Origin of the sequence: Alishewanella longhuensis (genome assembly GCF_014653435.1) — a bacterium.
GTDB lineage: Bacteria > Pseudomonadota > Gammaproteobacteria > Enterobacterales > Alteromonadaceae > Alishewanella > Alishewanella longhuensis.
On record NZ_BNAO01000002.1, the window covers coordinates 194103 to 214216 of the forward strand.

Below are 20114 nucleotides of genomic sequence, written 5' to 3' on the forward strand. Positions count from 1 at the left end.
TATTAGTCAGGCCAATATTAAGAAAACGAATAAACAAGGTTGAGGTTTGTAATGACAACTGCCAATAACGCCAACAGCACCAGTAACAGCGTAAATACGCTGGCTCGGCAACTGGTGCAAGACATAGTGCCTTATGCCTCTGCTCGCAGCAGTATGAGTGGTGGCGCGGTATGGCTAAATGCCAATGAAAATGCTTTAGCCCCAGCTTATCAGTTGGATGATTGCTTTAACCGCTATCCGTCATGTCAGCCAAAAGCGGTGATTGACGCTTATGCCGCTTATGCCGGTTTGACACCAGAACAGGTGTTGGTAAGCCGCGGTGCCGATGAAGGTATCGAGCTGCTGATCCGTAGCTTTTGCGAGCCCAAACAAGATAGCATTACTATTTGCCCGCCCACCTATGGCATGTATGCCATTAGTGCCGAAAGCAATCAAACTGCGGTAACGAAGGTATTGTTAAAAGATAGCGAGCGCTTGGATTTACCGGGTATCTTCGCTACCAAGCCAAAACTGGTATTTATTTGTAGCCCAAATAACCCAACCGGCGATCTTATTCCGCGCGAAGATATTATTGCGGTATTAGAGCACTTTACGGACAAAGCGTTGGTGGTGGTGGATGAAGCCTATATTGAATTTGCGCCCACAGCCTCCGTAGTGCCGCTGTTAAGCCGCTATCCGCACTTGGTAGTGCTACGCACCTTATCTAAAGCCTTTGGCCTGGCAGGGTTACGCTGTGGTTTTACCTTGGCCTCAGCCGATATTATCAATGCGCTGAAAAAGATGATTGCGCCCTACCCCATTGCCGAGCCGGTAGCACAAATTGCTGCTCAGGCACTTTCGGCTAAGGGCATCGCCCAAATGCAGCAAAGCGTGGCGATCATTAATCAATTGCGTAACGACTTTAGCACCTTTGTCTCACAGCTGCCGGGCATTGTAAAAATTTGGCCCAGTAATGCCAACTATGTGCTGTTACAAGTGAGTAATGCCGCCGACTGTGTGCAGGCATTAATCGGCGAAGGTATTTTAATTCGCAATCAATCCAGTCAATTAGGCTTAACCGAAGTAGTGCGGGTGTCCATTGGCAATCCGGATGAGATGCAGCGTTTACAGCAAGCCATGTTAACCTATTTTTCAATGAATAAGAGAGCAAGCGCATGAGTGGCCAACCTATTTTATTTATCGACCGCGACGGCACCATGGTGGAAGAACCACCAATCGACAAACAGCTGGATAGCTTGGAAAAGCTAGCCTATGAACCGGGCCTAGTCCCAGCGCTATTAAAGCTGCAGGCCGCAGGTTATCGCTTGGTGATGGTGACCAACCAGGACGGCCTGGGGACCAGCAGCTTTCCGCGTGACACCTTTGATGCGCCGCATAACAAAATGATGCAGCTGCTCACCTCGCAAGGCATCGTTTTTGATGATGTACTGATTTGCCCGCACTTTGACAGTGATAACTGCAGCTGCCGCAAGCCCAAACTAGGCTTAGTCAAAGACTACCTGCAACAAGGCAAAATTGATTTTACTAATTCCTACGTGATTGGCGACCGCTTAACCGATGTGCAATTAGCTGAAAATATGGGTCTGCCGTCATTTCAATACAATCGCGAGCAGCTAGGCTGGGCCGAGATCACCAAACGCCTGTTAAGCCGCGGTCGTAAAGCTACAGTGCGTCGTACCACCCGTGAAACCGATATTGAAATTAGCGTTGATTTAGATAACAGCGGTAATAATTTCTTTGGTACTGGCGTCGGCTTTTTTGATCATATGCTGGAGCAAATTGCCACCCACGGCGGCTTTTCGCTGCAAGTAAAAGTGACCGGCGATTACCATATCGACGATCACCACAGTGTCGAAGATACCGCCTTAGCACTGGGTCAGGCCCTAAAACAAGCGCTAGGCAATAAGCGCGGCATTAACCGTTTTGGCTTTGTGCTGCCGATGGATGAATGTCGCGCCGAATGTGTAATGGATTTATCTGGCAGACCGCTGTTTGTTTTTAATGGTGAACTCGGCGAGGGTGCAGTTGGTGGTTTAACGCTGGAGATGGTGCCGCACTTTTTCCGCTCGTTAAGCGATGCCATGCTGATGTCGCTGCATTTAAGTATTACCGAAGGTAATAAACATCACAAAGTAGAGGGCCTGTTTAAAGCCTTTGGCCGTGCCCTGCGCCAGGCCATTACCGTCTCAGGCGAAGCTCTGCCCAGCTCCAAAGGAGTGTTGTAATGGCGGAACTGGTTATTGTCGATACCGGCTGTGCCAATATCAGCTCGGTGTATTTTGCAGTAAAGCGCCTCGGTACTGAACCGGTGATTAGCCGCGAAGCCGACGTAATTAAAGCGGCTAGCCGAGTAATAGTGCCTGGTGTCGGTAGCGCCAAAGCCGCTATGGCGAACTTGGCCGAGCGCGAGCTGATTGCTACCTTACAAAGCTTAACCCAGCCAGTGTTAGGTATTTGCTTGGGCATGCAAATGCTTACCGCCCATAGTATGGAAGGCGATGTCGCCTGTTTAGGCTTAATCCCAGGCGAGGTGGCGCCACTGAATGCCGCAGGTTTACGCTTACCCCATATGGGCTGGAATACGCTGCATAGCATAAGCAGCCACCCTATTATGCAAGGCTTTACCGAGCAGGATTACTTGTACTTTGTGCATAGCTTTGCGGTTGTGCCCAGCCAATACAGCTTAGCGCAGTGTCACTATGGTTCTGACTTTGCTGCCGTAATTGGCAAAGATAATGTGGCGGGCGCGCAATTTCACCCGGAACGTTCAGGCAAGGTGGGTGCGCGTTTATTACAAAACTTTTTGGAGTGGCAGCTGTGATTATCCCAGCGATAGATTTAATTGACGGCAAGGTCGTCCGCCTGTATCAGGGTGCTTATGATAAAACCACTGAGTATCAGTTTAGCCCTATTAGTTTGCGCGATCGTTATGCCGCAGCGGGTTCGCCCATTTTGCATGTGGTCGATTTATCAGGCGCTAAAGATGCCAGTAAGCGGCAACTTACATTACTCACCGAACTGATGACGGACTCGCCCTTACAAATTCAAGTGGGCGGCGGCGTGCGTAGCGAGCAAGATGTGAAAGATTTACTGGCCGCCGGCGCCAGCCGGGTCGTTATTGGCAGCTTAGCCATTCGTGAACCTGAGCTGGTACAGAGTTGGATCAAACACTATGGCGGCGATCGTATTGTGCTGGCACTGGATGTCGCCATCAATGCCCAAGGCGAAAAAACCTTACCCAGCCATGGCTGGATTGAAGAATCAGGCGTAACGCTGGAACAAGTACTCGATGGCTATATCGCTGCCGGTGCTAAGCATGTATTGTGCACCGATATCAGTAAAGATGGCACCCTAAGTGGCTCCAATGTGGCGCTATACCGCGAACTGTGCAGCAAGTACCCGCAACTGGCTTGGCAAGCCTCGGGCGGCATTGGCGCACTGAGTGATATTCAGGCTCTAATTGGCTCTGGCGTAGCAGGTGTGATTTTAGGGCGCTCGCTATTAGAAGGTAAATTTTCGCTTGAGGAGGCCATAGCATGCTGGCAAAACGGTTAATTCCCTGTTTAGATGTACGCGATGGCAAAGTAGTGAAAGGCGTGCAATTTCGTAACCATGAAATTATTGGTGATATCGTACCTTTGGCTCAGCGTTATGCCGAGGCCGGTGCTGACGAGCTGGTGTTTTATGATATTACTGCCTCCAGCGATGGCCGGGTGGTCGATAAAAGCTGGGTACGGCGTATTGCTGAAGTAATCGATATCCCCTTTTGTGTCGCTGGCGGGATTAAATCGGTCGCCGATGCCGGCAAGATTTTAGAAATGGGTGCCGATAAGGTATCGATTAATAGTCCTGCGCTGAGTAATCCACAATTAATTGCTGATTTAAATGCGACCTTTGGCCAGCAATGTGTGGTGATTGGTATCGACAGCTTTTTTGATGTCGCTTCAGGCCAGTATCAGGTATACCAGTTTACTGGCGATGAAACGCGCACCCAAAAAACCCAGTGGCTAACGCGGGATTGGGTAAGCGAGGTACAACGTTTAGGTGCCGGTGAAATTGTGCTTAACTGTATGAATCAGGATGGCGTGCGCCAAGGTTACGATATTGCCCAGCTCAAAACCATTCGCGATCTGTGTAAGGTGCCATTAATTGCCAGTGGCGGTGCCGGCACGATGCAACACTTTACTGAGGTGTTTCAGCAAGCCGATGTCGATGGCGCTCTGGCGGCTAGTGTGTTTCATAAAGGCATTATTCAGATTAGCGAGCTAAAAGCGAAGTTAATTGCCGATGGCATTAGTATTCGGCCCTAGCGTCGCCGTTAGGTACTTCGAACACGCCAGCGCTACGTACATTTTTTTCTGAGGTACGCCGTGAATCCCTCCCTGGAGGCTCCATTCAGGCATCCATGCCTTCAAGGACCCTCAGAAAAAAGTACATCCGCGCTTGCTCACTGCGGCAGCTAAATTAGATGTCATTGGCGCAACATCGACACTACTAAGCAAAGCGTGTACGGCATGGATGCCGGACAGATAAATTCGTCAGGAACGAATTTAAACAGTGCTCGCGCTGGCCCGAAGGGTAAACTTCATGATGAAGTTTATAACCCTACATGGATGTATTTACGGCGTCTTTGCGTCTAGTGTCGGTGTGGAGCCCACACTCAATTTCGAGAATTAAACATGAATCAACAACAAATCAGCCAGCTAAGCTGGCCCGACAGCCAACTGCTACCAGCCATAGTACAACATGCCATCTCTGGCAAAGTGCTGATGCAAGGTTATATGAATCCAGCAGCGCTAGCCCATACGCTGGATAGCGGCAACGTCACCTTCTTTAGCCGCAGTAAGCAACGCTTATGGACTAAAGGCGAAAGCTCTGGCCATACCTTAAAGTTAGTCAGCATTGACAGTGATTGCGATGCCGACAGCTTGTTGGTGTTAGCCTTACCGCAAGGTCCAACCTGCCATATCGGCACTGAAACCTGCTGGCACGATAATAGTGCCAATAGCCCACAGCTCAGCTTTTTATATGACTTAGAACAAGTGATTCAAAGCCGGGAAGGTGCAGATCCCAAAAGTAGCTATACTGCCAGCCTGTTTGCTAAAGGGGTAAAACGGATTGCCCAGAAAGTCGGCGAAGAAGGCGTTGAATCGGCACTGGCGGCGATGGCCGGTGACCAAGAAGAGCTGGCTAATGAAGCGGCTGATCTTATCTTCCATTTGTTGGTATTGTTACGCAGCCAAAAGCTGGAACTTAACGATGTCATCAAAGTTCTGCAACAACGCCATAGCAGGTAAGGCTAACGTTATTTAAGCCCGACAATAGTAAATGATACTTCAGTAATAATAAAAAGCCGCCTGAACTGACAAGGCGGCTTTTTGTAAAACTTAAACTAGGTCTCAAATTTACTACTGATTTTCTGCAGTGAGCTTGCCAAAGTTTGCAGCTCTGCAGCAATGCCACCCACATCTTGCTGCACCGATTTAGAGCTGCTGAAGGAAGTCAGCATCTTATCGGTATTATGTACTATCTGCTCTGCAACCATAGTTTGCTCTTCAGTAGCCGCGGCAATTTGCGCATTAAGCAAGCTTATATGCTGCACTTCAGTACTAATTTGCTCAATAGAGGTCCCAGCATCAGTCGCCAGAGATGCGGAGTGTGCTGCATTATCCACGGCTTGTTGCATAATACTAACTGCTTTACTGACGTTTTGTGTCAGTTCACCGACAACCTGTTGCACTTGCACTACTGACTGTGCAGTTTTTGTTGACAGGTTGCGCACTTCATCAGCCACCACTGAAAAACCACGACCATGCTCGCCTGCTCTGGCCGCTTCAATAGCTGCGTTTAGTGCCAATAAGTTGGTTTGATCGGCAATGGCATTAATGCTACTTAAAATTTGTGTCACATTTTTAGTTTTTTCTGCCAGTTCAGTGATGACCGATTGCGCTTGTGAGATTTCCGCTGCTAAACCTTTCGAAAAACTCACGGCGTTACTGGTCTTATCAAAACCCTGTTTAGCCAAATGGCTAGCTTTCTCTGCCGATTGCGCAGCGTCATTTGCTGATTGGCTAATGTCTTTTACCGATAACTGCATTTCCGCCATACTTTGACTAACTGTCTCAGAGTCATGGCTTTGCTCAGCTGTCATCTCCTCTAAGTTTTTCATACCCGATGACAAATGGTTGGCGCTTTGCGTGAGAGGATCGATTGCCCGAGCGAGCTCATTAAAAGAGCCTTGTAACATCTGAATAAACGTATTAAATTCTCGCGCTACTACACCCAGCTCATCGTCGCTGCTCACTGGCAAACGACTGGCTAAATTGCCTTTACCACTGGCCAGCTCAGCTAAAGACAAGCCCAGTGTTTTGGCTGATTGGCTAATTCTATTCGCGATAAAATGCCCCAAACCAGCAGTTAGCACTAATAACACGCCACCTAACAGCAAAATAACCGTTAGGGCTCTTTCAGAGTTGTCTGACACATCTGAAATAGTGTTAGCAAAACGCTGGTCGGCCTGTTGTTCAAACTTAACAAAGTCTGCTGATAAAGCTTCGTATAAGCTGGTTTTAGTCGCGACTTGCTGTTGAATAACCTCGAAATCCACATCGCCATCAATAAAACGTTGGGCAATACCTGAGGACAACTCAGCATACCGGTTGGTATCTTGCGACATCTTTTGTAATGTTGGTGCCCATTCTGGATTAAGCGTGGTTAATCTGGCGAGCGTTTCAGCAATCCTTAATTGGTGTTGTTGTGCCGTTGCTAAAAGATCGGGATCGGAAAGGGTTACGGCTTGAGTAAAAAACTCATCCAACGACACAAACCCCGTACGCACCTGCGAAGATAACTTTGCAGTCTCATACATAAAATCCTGCATTTTTTGCGTGGCATCATTATTTTTTAGCGTAAACAACAAACTGACGGTAACTACAGCCGAAAATGCCACCACAGCTAACGCTATAACCAACCAGATTTTTGCAATAATAGAAAAACTTTTCATCGGCCGCCCTCAAGCCCGGCGCACAAGGCGCCGGTTTTTGGTTTAGTTGATAGTGTGTACCACTTTTACTGCTGAAGTCACTTTATCAGCGCCAACATAGCCTATGGCTTGCGGATTATTTGCCACAAAATCCAATACGGCCTCTTCACTGGCAAGCTCCGCAGGAGGAGTGCCTTTACCGGTAAACACTAATTTTGACCAATGTGCTTTTAGCTGAGCAGAGCTACGTCCTACTCCTTTTTCGTCAAACTGTGCTCGCAACGGCGCAGATTCGGCGAGATTAACAGCATTAAAGGCATTGGAACGCCCAGTGTAAATTCGCACGATCTCCTCAGCACTGATGCTACTTTCGTTTGCCGGATTCACGATAACAACAATATTGGATAAGGCTGAAAACGAACAAACCAGCAGTGTGCTTAATAGCATTTTTCTGTACATAACAACCCCTTAAAATACTAAATCAACGCCAACAGCAATTAAGCCAGCGCGAACGCCACTAGTGTCGTTTTTCTCAGACGAATATTGCACTTTAAATGCTGCTGATGGGTGAAAGTCATAGCGGGCGCCCAAATTCCAGGTTTTAGCACTGCGCTCTTGTGAGCGCACTAAACCTTGCACTGGTGCTAATAATTGCATAGGTAAACTGGCCTGATAAGGCTGAAAAAGTTCATCACGACTCTCGTTATCTTCTACTTCGTAAGAAATATAAGGTGTAATGCTATTAAATCTCTTACCAACAGAAACATAATAATTATTTTGATCAGCAATAAAGCTATTAGCAACTTTTACTTTGGTAATTTCACTTACCGCTATCCAATCACCATTATCATAGGTTAAACCAAACCCGATGAAGGTGCCTTTCTCTTGCTGGATATCGATGCTGGACACTAAATCGCTCAGCCCCAGGCTACTCAATGTGGCAAAGAGATTACCAATGGTAAAGTTTTCAGCTAAAGAGGCTGCGGCGGCATCAACCGTTGCTTTACCGGTTAAGTATGCCAAACGGCCACTTAAATTACCCTGTGTCAGTTCCCAGGTGATCCCAACAATATTTTTGATCTCGGCATCGACTTCTAAACCACTGATTGTCGCTTTACCATCGTATGCACCAGCCACGAGCTGTAATGTCGATTCCACAGATCCCAATTCAGCGGTACGATAAAACGAAAGACCTTCGATATTATCAAAACCAAAACCATAAACGCCTTGTGGCACGCGCAACCAATCATAAGCATAACCAACATCTTTAAAGTCAGAATATTTATAGAATGGTGTCCGCAAACGGCCGGCATTGATATGCATATTGTCTGCCAGCTCATAGGTAATAAAAGCCCATTCAAAGCCAACATCAAAGTCTTTACTGCCCCGGCCCATAAGCTGGCCGGTGACGGACAATTTATCACCTAAGTCGGCTTTTAATTGCAAAGCAAAAAGGCTTTCATTTTTTAAATTAAAATCATCATCGTAACCATATAATTGTTCATCGCTACCGGTGGTCATGCCACCTTTGATTGAAGCAAAGCCATTTATGGCCACGTTAGCTGTGGCGGAACCGGCAACAAAACAACTCAACAAAGCTAATGTCAGAACCCTTTTTTTCATATTAACCTCTTTGAATACAGCAAAAGCTGCTGCTGTTATAAGCGTACAAAATTAAGTCTATTTTAGCATAACATGATAAACAAGATACTCCTAAGGCCTTGAAACTCCATTTATTTATAGGCCCTTCACAACCGGTAGCCGTGTTAGATATTTTGTAACAGAAGATTGCAACCTATTGACAACAAACCCTGCGGCCAACGACTATACGGTCAGGCAACATCGCCGGTCCTCTCCCTCTAACTAGAAAGCGAATTATGAAAAAATCCCTAATTGTGTTAGCAATAACCAGTAATTTTGTTTTTGCCGATGAAGGCATGTGGATGCCACAACAACTACCAGAAATTGCACCTCAACTAAAAGCAGCGGGCCTTGAGCTTGATCCGGCTAACCTAACAAAACTCACCGAATTCCCAATGGCAGCAATTGTTAGCCTGGGTGGCTGCTCTGCGTCCTTTGTTTCACCACAGGGCTTAGTAGCGACTAATCATCACTGTGTTTATAACAGCATAGCTCACAACTCGACAGCCGATAACGATTTACTAAAAAATGGCTTTTTAGCCATGTCTTTTGCTGAGGAAGTGCCCGCTGCTCCTGGTAGCCGTATCTTCGTTACCAAAGCAGTGGATAACGTTACTGCGCAAGTAATTGATGCAAAAACGGCAAAATTGTCTGGAAAAAAACGGGTTGATGCGATTGAAGCAAACCAGAAAACTATTGTTGCACAATGCGAACAAGACATTGGCCATCGCTGCTCTGTTGCTGCTTATTACGGTAGTTTGGAGTACTATTTAATCAAACAACTGGAAATTAAAGATGTGCGCCTGGTACATGCACCAGCAGAAGGTGTAGGTAAATTTGGCGGCGATACCGATAATTGGATGTGGCCACGCCATACTGGCGACTATAGCTTTTTGCGCGCCTATGTTAGCCCAGATGGCAAATCAGCAGACTTCCATGCCGACAATGTGCCTTATACACCTGACTTTCACCTAAAACTGGCTAAAGAGGGCCTGAAAGAAGGTGATTTCGTGATGGCATTGGGTTATCCAGGCCGCACTAATCGCCATCGCTTACCCTCTGAAGTGGCCAACACCTTTGATTGGAGCTACCCAGAAACAGTTACTTATTTAGCCGAATTACTGGAGATCATTGACCGGGAAACCACTGATAATCGCGATGCCGCCCTAAAATATGCTAGCCGGGTAGCAGGCCTGAATAATGTCCTTAAAAATCGTCAGGGTATGCTGGATAGCTATGCACAAAGTGACTTTTTAGCGCGTAAACAAGCCGAGCATCAAGCGCTCAGCGCCTGGGTGAATGGTAATAGTGCCAATAAAAAAGCCTACGCCAAAGATCTGAGTAATATCGAAAAACTTTTGCAACAGCAACAACAGTTTGGTCGTGATAATTACCTACTAAGTAATGCTACGCCACGCCTGCTGGGCACAGCCAGAAGCTTATATCGGCTAGCACAAGAGGGAACCAAAGCAGATACAGAACGTAAAGCAGGTTTCCAGGAACGCGATTTACCACGCTTTAAAGCCTTTGTCGCCGGGATGGATCGCTCTTTTGATGCCAAGGTTGAGCAAGCCTTGGATCTGCATAATCTAGCCAAGTATGTTGCTCTGCCGAAAAAACAACGCAATGCTGATTTTGATAAAGCGTTAGGCATTAAAGACGGCATGGATCAGCAAGCTTTAAGCGCGTTAATTGCCAGTTGGTACAATACCACGGTACTGACGGATATGGCACAGCGTAATGCCATGCTGGAGAGCACTCCAGACCAGTTTGCACAAAGCAGTGATCCCTTTATCAAAGCCGCGGTTGCCTTATACAGCGCGGATATGAAGCGTGAAGCAGAACAAGAGGAATTAGCTGGTAAGATCCAACAAGCTTATGCCAGCTATATGCGAGCAAAAATTGCTTTTATGCAATCTCAAGGTAAAGCCGTCTATCCTGATGCCAACAGCACCCTGCGGGTGACCTATGGTAATGTGCAAGGCCGCGCGCACGGTAATGAAGATGGTAACGCCTGGAGTGCCTTTACCACCTTGCGGGGTATTACCGCTAAAGCGACCGGCGAGGGCGAGTTTAATGCTCCACAAAACCAACTGGACGCCATTAAAGCCAAGAATTACGGTCCCTATGCTGTAGAAAGCATAAATTCTGTTCCGGTGAATTATTTGGCAACCTTGGATATTACTGGCGGTAACTCAGGCTCTGCGATTCTAAATGGTAAAGGCGAATTTGTTGGCCTGGCATTTGACGGCACGCTTGATTCCATCATTTCAGATTGGGACTTCAACCCGGCGAATACTCGCTCGATTCAGGTAGATTTGCGCTTTATGCTGTGGCAAATGCAGATGGTTGATCAAGCAGACAACTTACTGAAAGAGTTAGGTGTATTATAACCTAATTGACTGAAAGCCACTTTTGCTGATGTGAAAGTGGCTGTTTCATTGGTCGGTTTTGCTAGTTACTGCGTCACAGTTGCTCGGCGCATATTATCGAAGTACATGGCTAACAACCGTTGTACCATCTCAATATTAATCTGTTCATGCTGCTCACGTAAGATTGTCAGGTATAACCCCATGACGTAAGATTTTAAAGACAAGGCTGCCAGTTTTTCGTCTAAATCCGCGGCAACACGGCCTTGCGCGCGCGCGCTGACAAATAGAGCTTCGCAGCGCTGTCTAATGCGGTTGTGTAACTCTATATCATGTTGATGAAGATCGGCTAAGTCACCAACTTGTTCGCAACGCGTTAACAGAATAGCATGAACTCTGTAGTGCCGTTCATCTTCGAATAATTGCATTAAGCTAGCATGGCACATCTCATACAATGCTTGCAGTGGATCAGTCTCTTGCTCAATTTTCTGTTCAAACATGCGCTCCATTGGTAGTTTTACCCGCTGCAGCATGGCGTTAAATAAACTCACTTTATCGGAAAAATGCCAATAAATAGCACCACGGGTAAAACCACCGGCTCGAGCTATCATCTCCAATGAGGTTTTACCGTAACCATATTCCAGAAACATTTGTTCTGCCGCATCTAAAATTCTATCACGGGTTTGCTCAGAATCCGCTTTGCAAGGTCTGGTCATAGTAATTGGTCTTCATCTCAACTGCACTATATCTATTTAATATTGGCTTACCTGCGTTAAAAACTACTGGGAAAAGCCTAGCAGCTAAGAAACTAACATTCATGAATGTTTGCTACAACGCTTTTACGCTGAATAACCAAACAACATAGACCAGTTGAACAAGCATTGTCAGATTATGCCAAGAGTTCTACCGCTAATCGTACAAAATCAGACGAAGTCAAAATACCAACCAGCTTATTTTCTGGTGTTATCACCGGCAAACAACCATGCCGGTTTTTCACAAAAAATGTAGCAACCTCACGCAAATTTTGGTCTGCAGTGACAGTGGCAAAATCAGTTAGCATTAAATCAGCAACCAATTGTTGTTTTTCTTTACGCTCTAGCGCAGTAGCTCCATATTTGGCCAGCAGGCCAATCACCGCCGCCATCATTACCTTTTGAGTTAGCATACCAACTAGCTGCCCCTGCTCATCGATCACCGGGATATGCCGGATGTTTTTCTCACGCATTAAATCATGCGCATCCTTTAATGACGCAGAACGTAATAATGATAAAGGATCTGCTGTCATCAGATCCGCTACAGTTTCAATAGTCATATCCTATCCTTCAAAGTGTTTATACCGTGCTGATTTTGGGTTAGCCCGACAACAGGGCCTCGTCTGTTATGGCTATTTATAACCAAAAACAGCCGCGATTGCGTCAACCTGGATCAATTTTTTCGTCAAAAGCAATTTGAATATTGCTCAATTTTTGAATTGGATTCATAATCACCCTCCCTAACGGAGAAGATTTTGATCTTATGACGGTAACAGAACGTAAAGAGCGGCAACGCGCGGAGCGAGAGCAACTTTTTTTAGATAAAGCAGCGGAACTGATCGCAACAGACGGTATTTTGCAATTACAAATGGCGCCACTAGCTAAAGCCTGTGACTACGCCACAGGCACACTCTACCAGCACTTCAGCTCGAAAGAAGACCTGCTAGTGGCCTTGGTTGGTCGCAATAGTTGCCACCAACTGCGTTTTTTCCAAGGGATCTCTGCCCTGCCCATTAGTAGCCGGGAAAAAATGCTTGCTATCTGCGTAGCAGAAAACATAAATCAACAGCACAACCCCAGCCATGCCGGACTTGAGCAGTATGTGTTTACAGAAGTGGTATGGCAAAACGCCTCAGCAGCAAGGCGACAAACCATTTTAGCCAACAGTAAACCACTGGCTGATTTGGTGAGTGGCATTGTGCAGCAAGCTATCGACAATAAGGAATTACCAGCACACAACTGTGATGCCTTTGCCTTGTCTGTCGCTCCTTGGGCTCTTTGTGTTGGCAGTAATACGCTGGAACAAACCGAAGGCTTATTGGAAGCCTTCGGTGGAAACAAGGATCCACTGCAACGATACCGCCATCTGCATATGCTACTAAATGGCATGCAATGGCAACCGTTAATCGATTTGAATGACCGAGCCTTATTGGCTGAACAAATTCAGCGTTTAGAAACGCTGCTAAAACCCTGGTTTAGCAGTTGTAATGCCGACTAATGGCTGAAACTGATTTTTAATTATTGTTACTTTCGGGCCTAGCCCTTTCAAGGAGAAACCATGTTTAAGCGTATGCTTATTATGCTGATTGTTGTCGTAGTGTTGTTTGGCGGCATCTTTGGCTACAAAGCCGTTGGCAATTATTTTATGAATCAGTTCTTTGACAATATGCCAATGCCACCGGCAGCTATTACTGCCACCAAGGTAAGTCAGGATAACTGGCAGCCTTATCTTAATGCGGTGGGTAGCTTTGCAGCCCTTAACAGTACTGAGCTTACCACCGAAGCTAGCGGTATTATCAGCCAGATACAGTTTGAAAATGGCGCGGCCATTAAAAAAGGCCAGTTGTTAGTACAATTGGATGACAGTGTCGATCAGGCTGAGCTGGCAAGGCTGCAAGCAGCAGAGCAGTTGGCCAAGTTAGAGCAAAGCCGTTTGGAGCGTTTATTTAAGGATAAGGGCGTTTCCGAGTTAGAGCTACGCCGCAGAGAAAGTGAAGCAGCACAAGCTAGTGCTGCCGTCGCCTCCCAACAAGCCCGTATTGCGCAAAAGTCGTTATATGCTCCGTTCGATGGTATTGCCGGCATCCGTCAAGTTAGTTTAGGCCAATTGCTAACGGGTGGTACACCAGTGGTAAGTTTACAATCGTTGGATCCTATTTATCTTAATTTCACCTTGCCTGAACAACAACTGACGATGGTTGAACTGGGTAAACCTTTATCTATTCAGGTCGATGCTTTCAAAGACCAACGCTTTAGTGGTGAAATCACGGCTATCGCTCCGGCAATCCGGGAAAGCAGCCGTAGTATTGAGGTACAGGCAACCTTTGCCAATCCACAGCACCAATTACGCCCGGGAATGTTTGCTAGAGTGCAATTAAATAGCGGTAATGGTAATCAGGTTACACTTATTCCGCAAACCGCTGTGCAATTTAACCCTTACGGCAACTCGGTATTTGTCATTACTGAACAAGAAGGCCAGCAACAGGCACAACAACGCTTTATTACTACCGGTGAAGCACGTGGCGATTTGGTTGCAGTAACGGCAGGTTTAGAAGTCGGTGAGCTAGTAGCCACGTCAGGGTTATTAAAGTTACGTAATGGCGCTGTAGTCAAGATCGTTGAAAATGATACCACCAAACCAAGCGCTGATTTAAACCCTACGCCAGCTAACCAGTAAGGATTTTGCCATGCGCTTTACCGATATTTTTATTCGCAAGCCGATCCTGGCCAGTGTAGTCAGCTTACTCATTTTGCTGTTGGGTTTAAGAGCCATTAGCGAAATGAATGTGCGACAGTTCCCGGAAATAAAAAATGCCGTGGTCACCGTTAGCACTGTTTACGTTGGCGCTGATGCAGATTTGATCCAGGGGTTTATCACGACGCCACTAGAACGGGAAATTGCAGCAGCGGAAGGGATTGATTATCTGGTCTCTACCTCTGTTGCGGGTTCCAGTACCATTCAGGCTTATTTGCGCCTGGATTACGAACCGAATGAAGCACTCACGCAAATCGCAGCCCAGGTAAACAAGATCCGCTCTGAGCTGCCAGAAAATGCCCGCGATCCAGTGATCTCATTAAAAATGGGCCAGAACGTTGCAGCCATGTACCTATCGTTTTACTCAGAAATACTGGGTAATAATCAGATCACTGACTATCTGGTGCGGGTGGTTGAACCACAGCTGGCGACTATACCTGGCGTGCAGCGCGCAGAAATTTTAGGTGCCCGCACCTTTGCCATGCGCATCTGGCTTGACCCCGCAAAAATGGCAGCCTACAACCTTACTGGCTCTGATGTAAGCGCAGCCTTACGCAGCAATAATGTGTTGGCGGCGCTCGGCAGCACCAAAGGGCAAATGGTTACGGTAGCGTTAAATGCCGCTACCGATTTACGCAGTGTCGAAGAGTTCAATGCGCTGGTGATCAGTGCCGATGGCCAAAGTTTAGTGCGTCTTGGCGATATTGCCGAGGTTGAACTGGGTGCAGAAAGCTATGATAACTCAGTAAGTTTTAATGGCCTGGCCGCCACCTTTATGGGCATTGAGATTTCTCCGGATGCCAATGCCCTGGATGTGATTGCCGAAGTACGGAAAGTCTGGAACCGCGATATTATCCCGCAGCTACCGCAAGGTCTGGACGCCGATATTCCCTATGACTCAACCGAGTATATTGAGAGCGCCATTGATGAAGTCGTCATCTCTATTGTTTTAGCGCTAGTGATCGTAGTACTGGTGATCTATGCCTTTTTGGGATCGGTGCGCAGCGTGATTATTCCAGCGGTCGCCATACCAGTATCCTTGGTGGGTACCTTCTTTTTAATGTGGATCTTAGGCTTCTCGATTAACTTATTAACCTTACTAGCCATGGTGTTAGCCATAGGGATAGTGGTAGATGATGCCATCATTATGCTGGAAAATATCCACCGCTTTATCGAAGAAGGCCACTCGCGGATTGATGCGGCGATCCTAGGCGCTCGCCAACTCGCCTGGCCTATTATCACTATGTCGACAACGCTGGTCGCGGTATTTTTACCCATTGGTTTTGTTGGCGGCCTTACCGGCGTGCTCTTTGTCGAGTTTGCCTTTACGCTGGCCGCGTCAGTAATTTTATCCGGGATAGTGGCACTCACCTTATCGCCGGTAATGTGTGCTTATATCTTAAAACCACATCAGAACGCCGGTAAAAAAGAAAAATCCTTGGAAGCCTGGCTGGATGCCCGGTTTGAAAAGCTGCGTACCGGTTATCAGCGGCAACTGCATAGCACCCTAAATACCATGCCGGTAGTGCTAACCTTTGCGGCCATTGTTTTAGTCTCTTGTTACTTCTTGTTTGTGACCAGCCCCTCTGAGCTGGAACCGGCTGAAGATCAAGGCTTTGTGTTCTCTATTCTGGAGGCCGATAGCTACGCCACGCTAGATTATCTGGAGCGTAATACCGCCGAGCTAAACAAACTGCCAGAGCAAGCGCCCGAAATCCGCAATGTGTTTATCATTAATGGTATGGGTAGTACTAACTCAGCCATTGCCGGTTTTGTATTAGCGCCCTGGGATCAGCGTGAACGTAGCACTGCCGAGGTACTAGAACAAAACATTCAGCCACACCTATCTGGGATCCCGGGCTTAAATAGTTTTGCTTTAGTTCCGCCCTCTTTACCCTCGCCCGGTGATGGTACCCCTATAGAATTTGTGATTGGTTCAACCTTGCCTTTTGCTGCCTTGGATGAAGTAGTGCAGGAAGTCTTGGGCCGCGCCATGGCATCAGGCCGTTTTATCTTTGTCGATAGCGATCTGAAAATCAATAAACCACGGCAAACGGTGCAGATTGATCGGGAAAAAGCCGCTTTAATGGGCGTATCGATGCAGCAAATTGCCGCAGATCTTGGCAGCTTGTTATCGGGTGCTGATGCAGGGCGCTTTGCGCTCGATAATCGTTCTTACCGGGTTATTCCGCAGGTAGAACGTGCAGAGCGCTTAAACCCGGCTCAGTTAACAGACTACTACACCCGTAATCAACAAGGCGAATTAATCCCTTTATCAACGCTGGTTACCCTTACCGAGTCAGTTCAACCGCAAGCGTTGCGGGGCTTTCAGCAGTTAAATGCGGTGAAAATCTCCGGTGTACCACGCCCTGGCGTGCCACTAGGTGAAGCCTTAGCAGTACTGGATCAAATTGCGGCAGAGGTGCTACCGGCAGGCTTTAGTGTCGACTATGCCGGTCAATCACGCCAATATAAGCAAGAGGGGCAGCAACTAGTTGTGACCTTCTTCTTTGCCTTGATTGTGATTTTCCTGGTCTTAGCCGCCCAGTTTGAATCCTACAAGAACGCCATTATTATTATGGTAACAGTACCGATGAGCGTATGTGGTGCGTTAATCTTCACCAGTTTAGGCGTAACCAGCATCAATATCTATACCCAGGTAGGCTTGCTGACTTTGGTCGGATTGATCGCTAAACATGGTATTTTGATTGTCGAATTTGCTAATCAGCTGCAACAAGAAGGCAGAAGCAAACGCGATGCTATCGAAGAAGCCACTGCCCTGCGCCTGCGCCCTATCCTTATGACGACGGCGGCGACAGTGTTGGCGGTTATTCCGCTATTGATTGCCAGTGGCGCCGGAGCCGCCTCGCGCTTTGCCATGGGCGTAGTGATTGCCAGTGGTATGACTATCGGTACTTTCTTTACTCTTTATGTCGTACCGGCCATGTATCTACTGCTAGCACGGGATTATCAACAAGATCCTGAGATAAGCGGCGATAGTAAAGAGGTAGCTCAACCTGAAGCTTAACGGTCTAAGAGAATATTCACTCACTGTACAGCGCATTTAACGAGCTGTAAAAATAAGGCGGGAACGCAATCCCGCCTTATTTTATCCGTTGCTGATTAACCAAGAGCAGCTATAAGCCCTAATTTGTTGCAGGCACGGCAGCCTTTCTCTGGCCTGACAAGGTACTTCCTAACGATGCCCCGATAACCAATAGGATCGCCAACCACTGGCTAAAGCTAAGTAACTCGCTGAGTAATAAAAACCCGGCCATTGCTGCAATAGCAGGTTCTAAGCTCATTAATACACTAAAGCTTTGCGCTGGTAAATTCTTCAACGCCACCATTTCCAGACTATAAGGTAATGCACTGGACAAGGCTGCGACGGCTATGGCTAATGGGATCACCTGCCAACTTAAAAGAGCACTGCCAGCACTGACCACTCCTATAGGGACCAAAAAACAGGCTGCTACCGTCATCCCTAACGCGACAGTAATGCCACCAGAAGCCAGATTACCAGCGCGCTGCCCAAATAAAATGTAGCCAGCCCAGCAGGCTCCGGCACCAAGCGCTAACATAACACCAACAGGATCTAAGGCATCGACACTACGCATATCCGGCAGTAATAATAAAATACCACCGAGCGCCAGCGCGACCCAGAGTAAATCCAAACGCCGCCGCGATGAAAACAAGGCTACTGCCAAAGGCCCGGTAAATTCTAACGCTACCCCTATACCCAGCGGGATACGAGCGATGGCTAAATAAAACAGTAAATTCATACCGCCCAGACAAATACCGTACACGATGACCGCACGCCAGTTCCGTCCTTGTGGCAGGTGACGCCAGGGGCGAAATACCAGCCAAAGCATGATAGCCGAAAAACCAACACGCAAAGCCGTGGTGCCAGCAGGACCTATTACCGGAAATAACTGTTTGGCCACTGAGGCCCCGGATTGGATAGTGACCATCGCCAGCAAAACACTGACAATGGCGAGCAATACCGCCTTATTGTGTTGCAAGACAACTCTCCATTTAAACTCTTTTCAGTGCGACTTTTATGTCAGCACCGTCTTACTACTATTGTATGTCAAGCGCGGCGGCTATAGCGTGTTTTGTCCGGTTATTTTGCACCGAAAACAGGCAAATTGCTTTAACCTGACGCATCGCCCGCCATGACTCAAGGTGAACTAGCTGGTAACTCATAAAAAATTCATAATATTTTTAGATATTTGTCATAGCTTTACCGCAATGTTGGCTACTGCCAAACGACTGGCATAGTAGCTGCAACTTGTTCGTTGGACATTAGGACGAAACAAGCAACACTGAGGTGATTTATGGAAAGTCTGTCCCGCCGTAACCATCCACTACGTGATGTATTAGATAAAGAACTGCAACAGCGTACCTTTCCGCCAGTTACTGCTCCCTGCCGCCTGTGTCATTTTATGCTAACAGTGACACCGGCTTCCAGAACGCTGGAATTTCAACTAATGCAACAGCTAGCTTTACAATTGGGTAGTCAGCTCGCAGAGAACGCTCAGGATATTACCCTACCACTTTATGGCCAATGGCTCCGTTGGGAGCGCCATGGAGAGTTTTCCAGCTATACCTTTATCCGACAAGGTGCTGAGCAACCCTGGTTTGATGATCCGCTGGATTTTTTACCCGCACGGGATTGGTTTAGTGAGATACCCGGCCAGATTTTTCGTATTGTGCAACTTACCGTTGTTGCCAGTGAACAAGAATTAATTGCGTATGACGTCGCCTCACTGTTTAACGCTGAGAACTGTATTAGTAGTCAATTGGCCGCAGGTAAAGCACGGATCTGGACCGATTTTCAGAAACATGCTGAAGGCGCAGGCCGGATGCTGCTGGTCAATGCAGGCTTATCCGCAGGGGCGTTGGGGCGCCTGGTCCAGCAGCTGTTTGATTTGGGCAACTATCGAAAATTATCCTTATTGGGCTGGCCAGTGTCCAGACAAAGCTTACATAAGCTTAATCAACTAGAACAGGAATTAGCACAACTCACCCAACGTATTGAACAAGAACCACACAATGATGAGCAGTTATTAAAGGAAATTATTCAGCTAGCAGCCGCCACTGAGCGTTTAATTGCTGAAAACAATTCACGCTTACAAGCTACTGCAGCCTATTATCAGTTAACACTAGACCGGTTAAAAGCGCTAGAAGAAATAGCTATTGATGATTTGTTGTCGCTGCAAGACTTTACAGCGAGACGACTCACCCCAGCCTTTCGAACTAGTGAATCGGTACAAATGCGACAAAATACCCTGTCTGGACGGCTCGGTCGCTCTACCGAATTATTACGCACCCGAATCAACCTAAAGCTTGAACAACAAAATCAGCAACTCTTGCTCTCTATGGAACAGAAAGCTAAGCTACAATTAAAATTACAACAAATGGTAGAAGGTTTTTCCTTTGTTGCTATTAGCTATTACGCTGTGCAATTAGGTGATAAATTATTAGCTGCTACATCGTATTGGCTAACTGATCTGAACTTGGCGTTCTGGCAAAGTTTGAGTGTGCCTATCATCGTGTTAACGGTAGCAATACTCCTAAGTTGGCTTGGTAGGCGCGCAAAAAAACAACACTAA

17 protein-coding genes are annotated in these 20114 nt (G+C 47.0%); 11 read left to right on the forward strand and 6 right to left on the reverse strand.

Features of this window, described 5'->3' with window-relative positions; all coding sequences use genetic code 11:
- The first annotated feature begins 51 nt into the window (after positions 1–51).
- The 6 genes from hisC (at position 52) to hisIE (ending at position 5297) form a co-directional block, all read left to right on the forward strand.
- Positions 52–1158, forward strand: coding sequence for a histidinol-phosphate transaminase (hisC, locus tag IE163_RS04895; protein WP_189430811.1), 1107 nt, complete (start codon positions 52–54; stop codon positions 1156–1158).
- Positions 1155–2225 carry a bifunctional histidinol-phosphatase/imidazoleglycerol-phosphate dehydratase HisB gene (gene hisB / locus IE163_RS04900; RefSeq protein WP_189430812.1) on the forward strand — a complete coding sequence of 357 codons (1071 nt, stop codon included), beginning with the start codon at positions 1155–1157 and terminating at the stop codon, positions 2223–2225. Before hisC ends, hisB begins: the two co-directional genes overlap by 4 nt.
- The gene (gene hisH, locus IE163_RS04905; protein ID WP_189430814.1) at positions 2225–2821 is read left to right on the forward strand and encodes an imidazole glycerol phosphate synthase subunit HisH; all 597 of its coding nucleotides are present in this window, start codon (positions 2225–2227) and stop codon (positions 2819–2821) included. Before hisB ends, hisH begins: the two co-directional genes overlap by 1 nt.
- Positions 2818–3555 carry a 1-(5-phosphoribosyl)-5-[(5-phosphoribosylamino)methylideneamino]imidazole-4-carboxamide isomerase gene (gene hisA, locus IE163_RS04910; RefSeq protein ID WP_189430816.1) on the forward strand — a complete coding sequence of 246 codons (738 nt, stop codon included), beginning with the start codon at positions 2818–2820 and terminating at the stop codon, positions 3553–3555. Before hisH ends, hisA begins: the two co-directional genes overlap by 4 nt.
- On the forward strand, positions 3537–4310 hold the full coding sequence (gene hisF / locus IE163_RS04915) for an imidazole glycerol phosphate synthase subunit HisF (protein WP_189430819.1): 774 nt from the start codon (positions 3537–3539) through the stop codon (positions 4308–4310). The genes hisA and hisF overlap by 19 nt, the downstream gene beginning before the upstream one ends.
- A 369-nt stretch (positions 4311–4679) precedes the next feature.
- Positions 4680–5297, forward strand: a complete 618-nt coding sequence (hisIE, locus tag IE163_RS04920) for a bifunctional phosphoribosyl-AMP cyclohydrolase/phosphoribosyl-ATP diphosphatase HisIE (protein WP_189430821.1) — start codon at positions 4680–4682, stop codon at positions 5295–5297.
- A gap of 95 nt (positions 5298–5392) precedes the next feature.
- Here hisIE and IE163_RS04925 read toward each other — a convergent pair whose 3' ends face one another.
- The 3 genes from IE163_RS04925 to IE163_RS04935 are packed head-to-tail and all read right to left on the reverse strand — an operon-like array spanning position 5393 to position 8605.
- On the reverse strand, positions 5393–7003 hold the full coding sequence (locus IE163_RS04925; RefSeq protein WP_189430822.1) for a methyl-accepting chemotaxis protein: 1611 nt from the start codon (positions 7001–7003) through the stop codon (positions 5393–5395).
- Positions 7004–7045: 42 nt separating this feature from the next.
- Positions 7046–7441, reverse strand: coding sequence for a type 2 periplasmic-binding domain-containing protein (locus tag IE163_RS04930; protein ID WP_189430824.1), 396 nt, complete (start codon positions 7439–7441; stop codon positions 7046–7048).
- Positions 7442–7450: 9 nt separating this feature from the next.
- Complete coding sequence (locus IE163_RS04935; RefSeq protein WP_189430826.1) at positions 7451–8605, reverse strand: porin; 1155 nt, start codon at positions 8603–8605, stop codon at positions 7451–7453.
- Between the two features lie 254 nt (positions 8606–8859).
- Between IE163_RS04935 and IE163_RS04940 the strand changes: the two genes are divergently transcribed.
- A complete protein-coding gene (locus tag IE163_RS04940; RefSeq protein WP_189430828.1) occupies positions 8860–11016 on the forward strand; it encodes a S46 family peptidase in 2157 nt (718 codons plus the stop codon).
- Between the two features lie 65 nt (positions 11017–11081).
- Here IE163_RS04940 and IE163_RS04945 read toward each other — a convergent pair whose 3' ends face one another.
- Together IE163_RS04945 and IE163_RS04950 are read right to left on the reverse strand one after the other, a co-directional pair.
- A complete protein-coding gene (locus tag IE163_RS04945) occupies positions 11082–11708 on the reverse strand; it encodes a TetR family transcriptional regulator (protein WP_189430830.1) in 627 nt (208 codons plus the stop codon).
- A 173-nt stretch (positions 11709–11881) separates the two neighbouring features.
- Positions 11882–12304 carry a CBS domain-containing protein gene (locus IE163_RS04950; RefSeq protein ID WP_189430832.1) on the reverse strand — a complete coding sequence of 141 codons (423 nt, stop codon included), beginning with the start codon at positions 12302–12304 and terminating at the stop codon, positions 11882–11884.
- A gap of 203 nt (positions 12305–12507) precedes the next feature.
- Between IE163_RS04950 and IE163_RS04955 the strand changes: the two genes are divergently transcribed.
- Genes IE163_RS04955 through IE163_RS04965 form a run of 3 tightly spaced genes read left to right on the forward strand, consistent with a single transcriptional unit; the run spans position 12508 to position 17527 of the window.
- Complete coding sequence (locus tag IE163_RS04955) at positions 12508–13242, forward strand: TetR/AcrR family transcriptional regulator (protein ID WP_189430835.1); 735 nt, start codon at positions 12508–12510, stop codon at positions 13240–13242.
- A gap of 60 nt (positions 13243–13302) precedes the next feature.
- Positions 13303–14421 carry an efflux RND transporter periplasmic adaptor subunit gene (locus tag IE163_RS04960; protein ID WP_189430838.1) on the forward strand — a complete coding sequence of 373 codons (1119 nt, stop codon included), beginning with the start codon at positions 13303–13305 and terminating at the stop codon, positions 14419–14421.
- A 10-nt stretch (positions 14422–14431) separates the two neighbouring features.
- Entirely contained in the window at positions 14432–17527 is a 3096-nt protein-coding gene (locus IE163_RS04965; protein ID WP_189430841.1) for an efflux RND transporter permease subunit, read from the forward strand.
- Positions 17528–17645: 118 nt separating this feature from the next.
- On the opposite strand, the gene IE163_RS04970 is transcribed toward IE163_RS04965, so the two are convergent.
- Entirely contained in the window at positions 17646–18521 is an 876-nt protein-coding gene (locus IE163_RS04970; RefSeq protein ID WP_189430843.1) for an EamA family transporter, read from the reverse strand.
- Between the two features lie 315 nt (positions 18522–18836).
- On the opposite strand from IE163_RS04970, the gene IE163_RS04975 reads away from it, so the two are divergent.
- Positions 18837–20114 carry a DUF3422 domain-containing protein gene (locus IE163_RS04975; protein WP_189430845.1) on the forward strand — a complete coding sequence of 426 codons (1278 nt, stop codon included), beginning with the start codon at positions 18837–18839 and terminating at the stop codon, positions 20112–20114.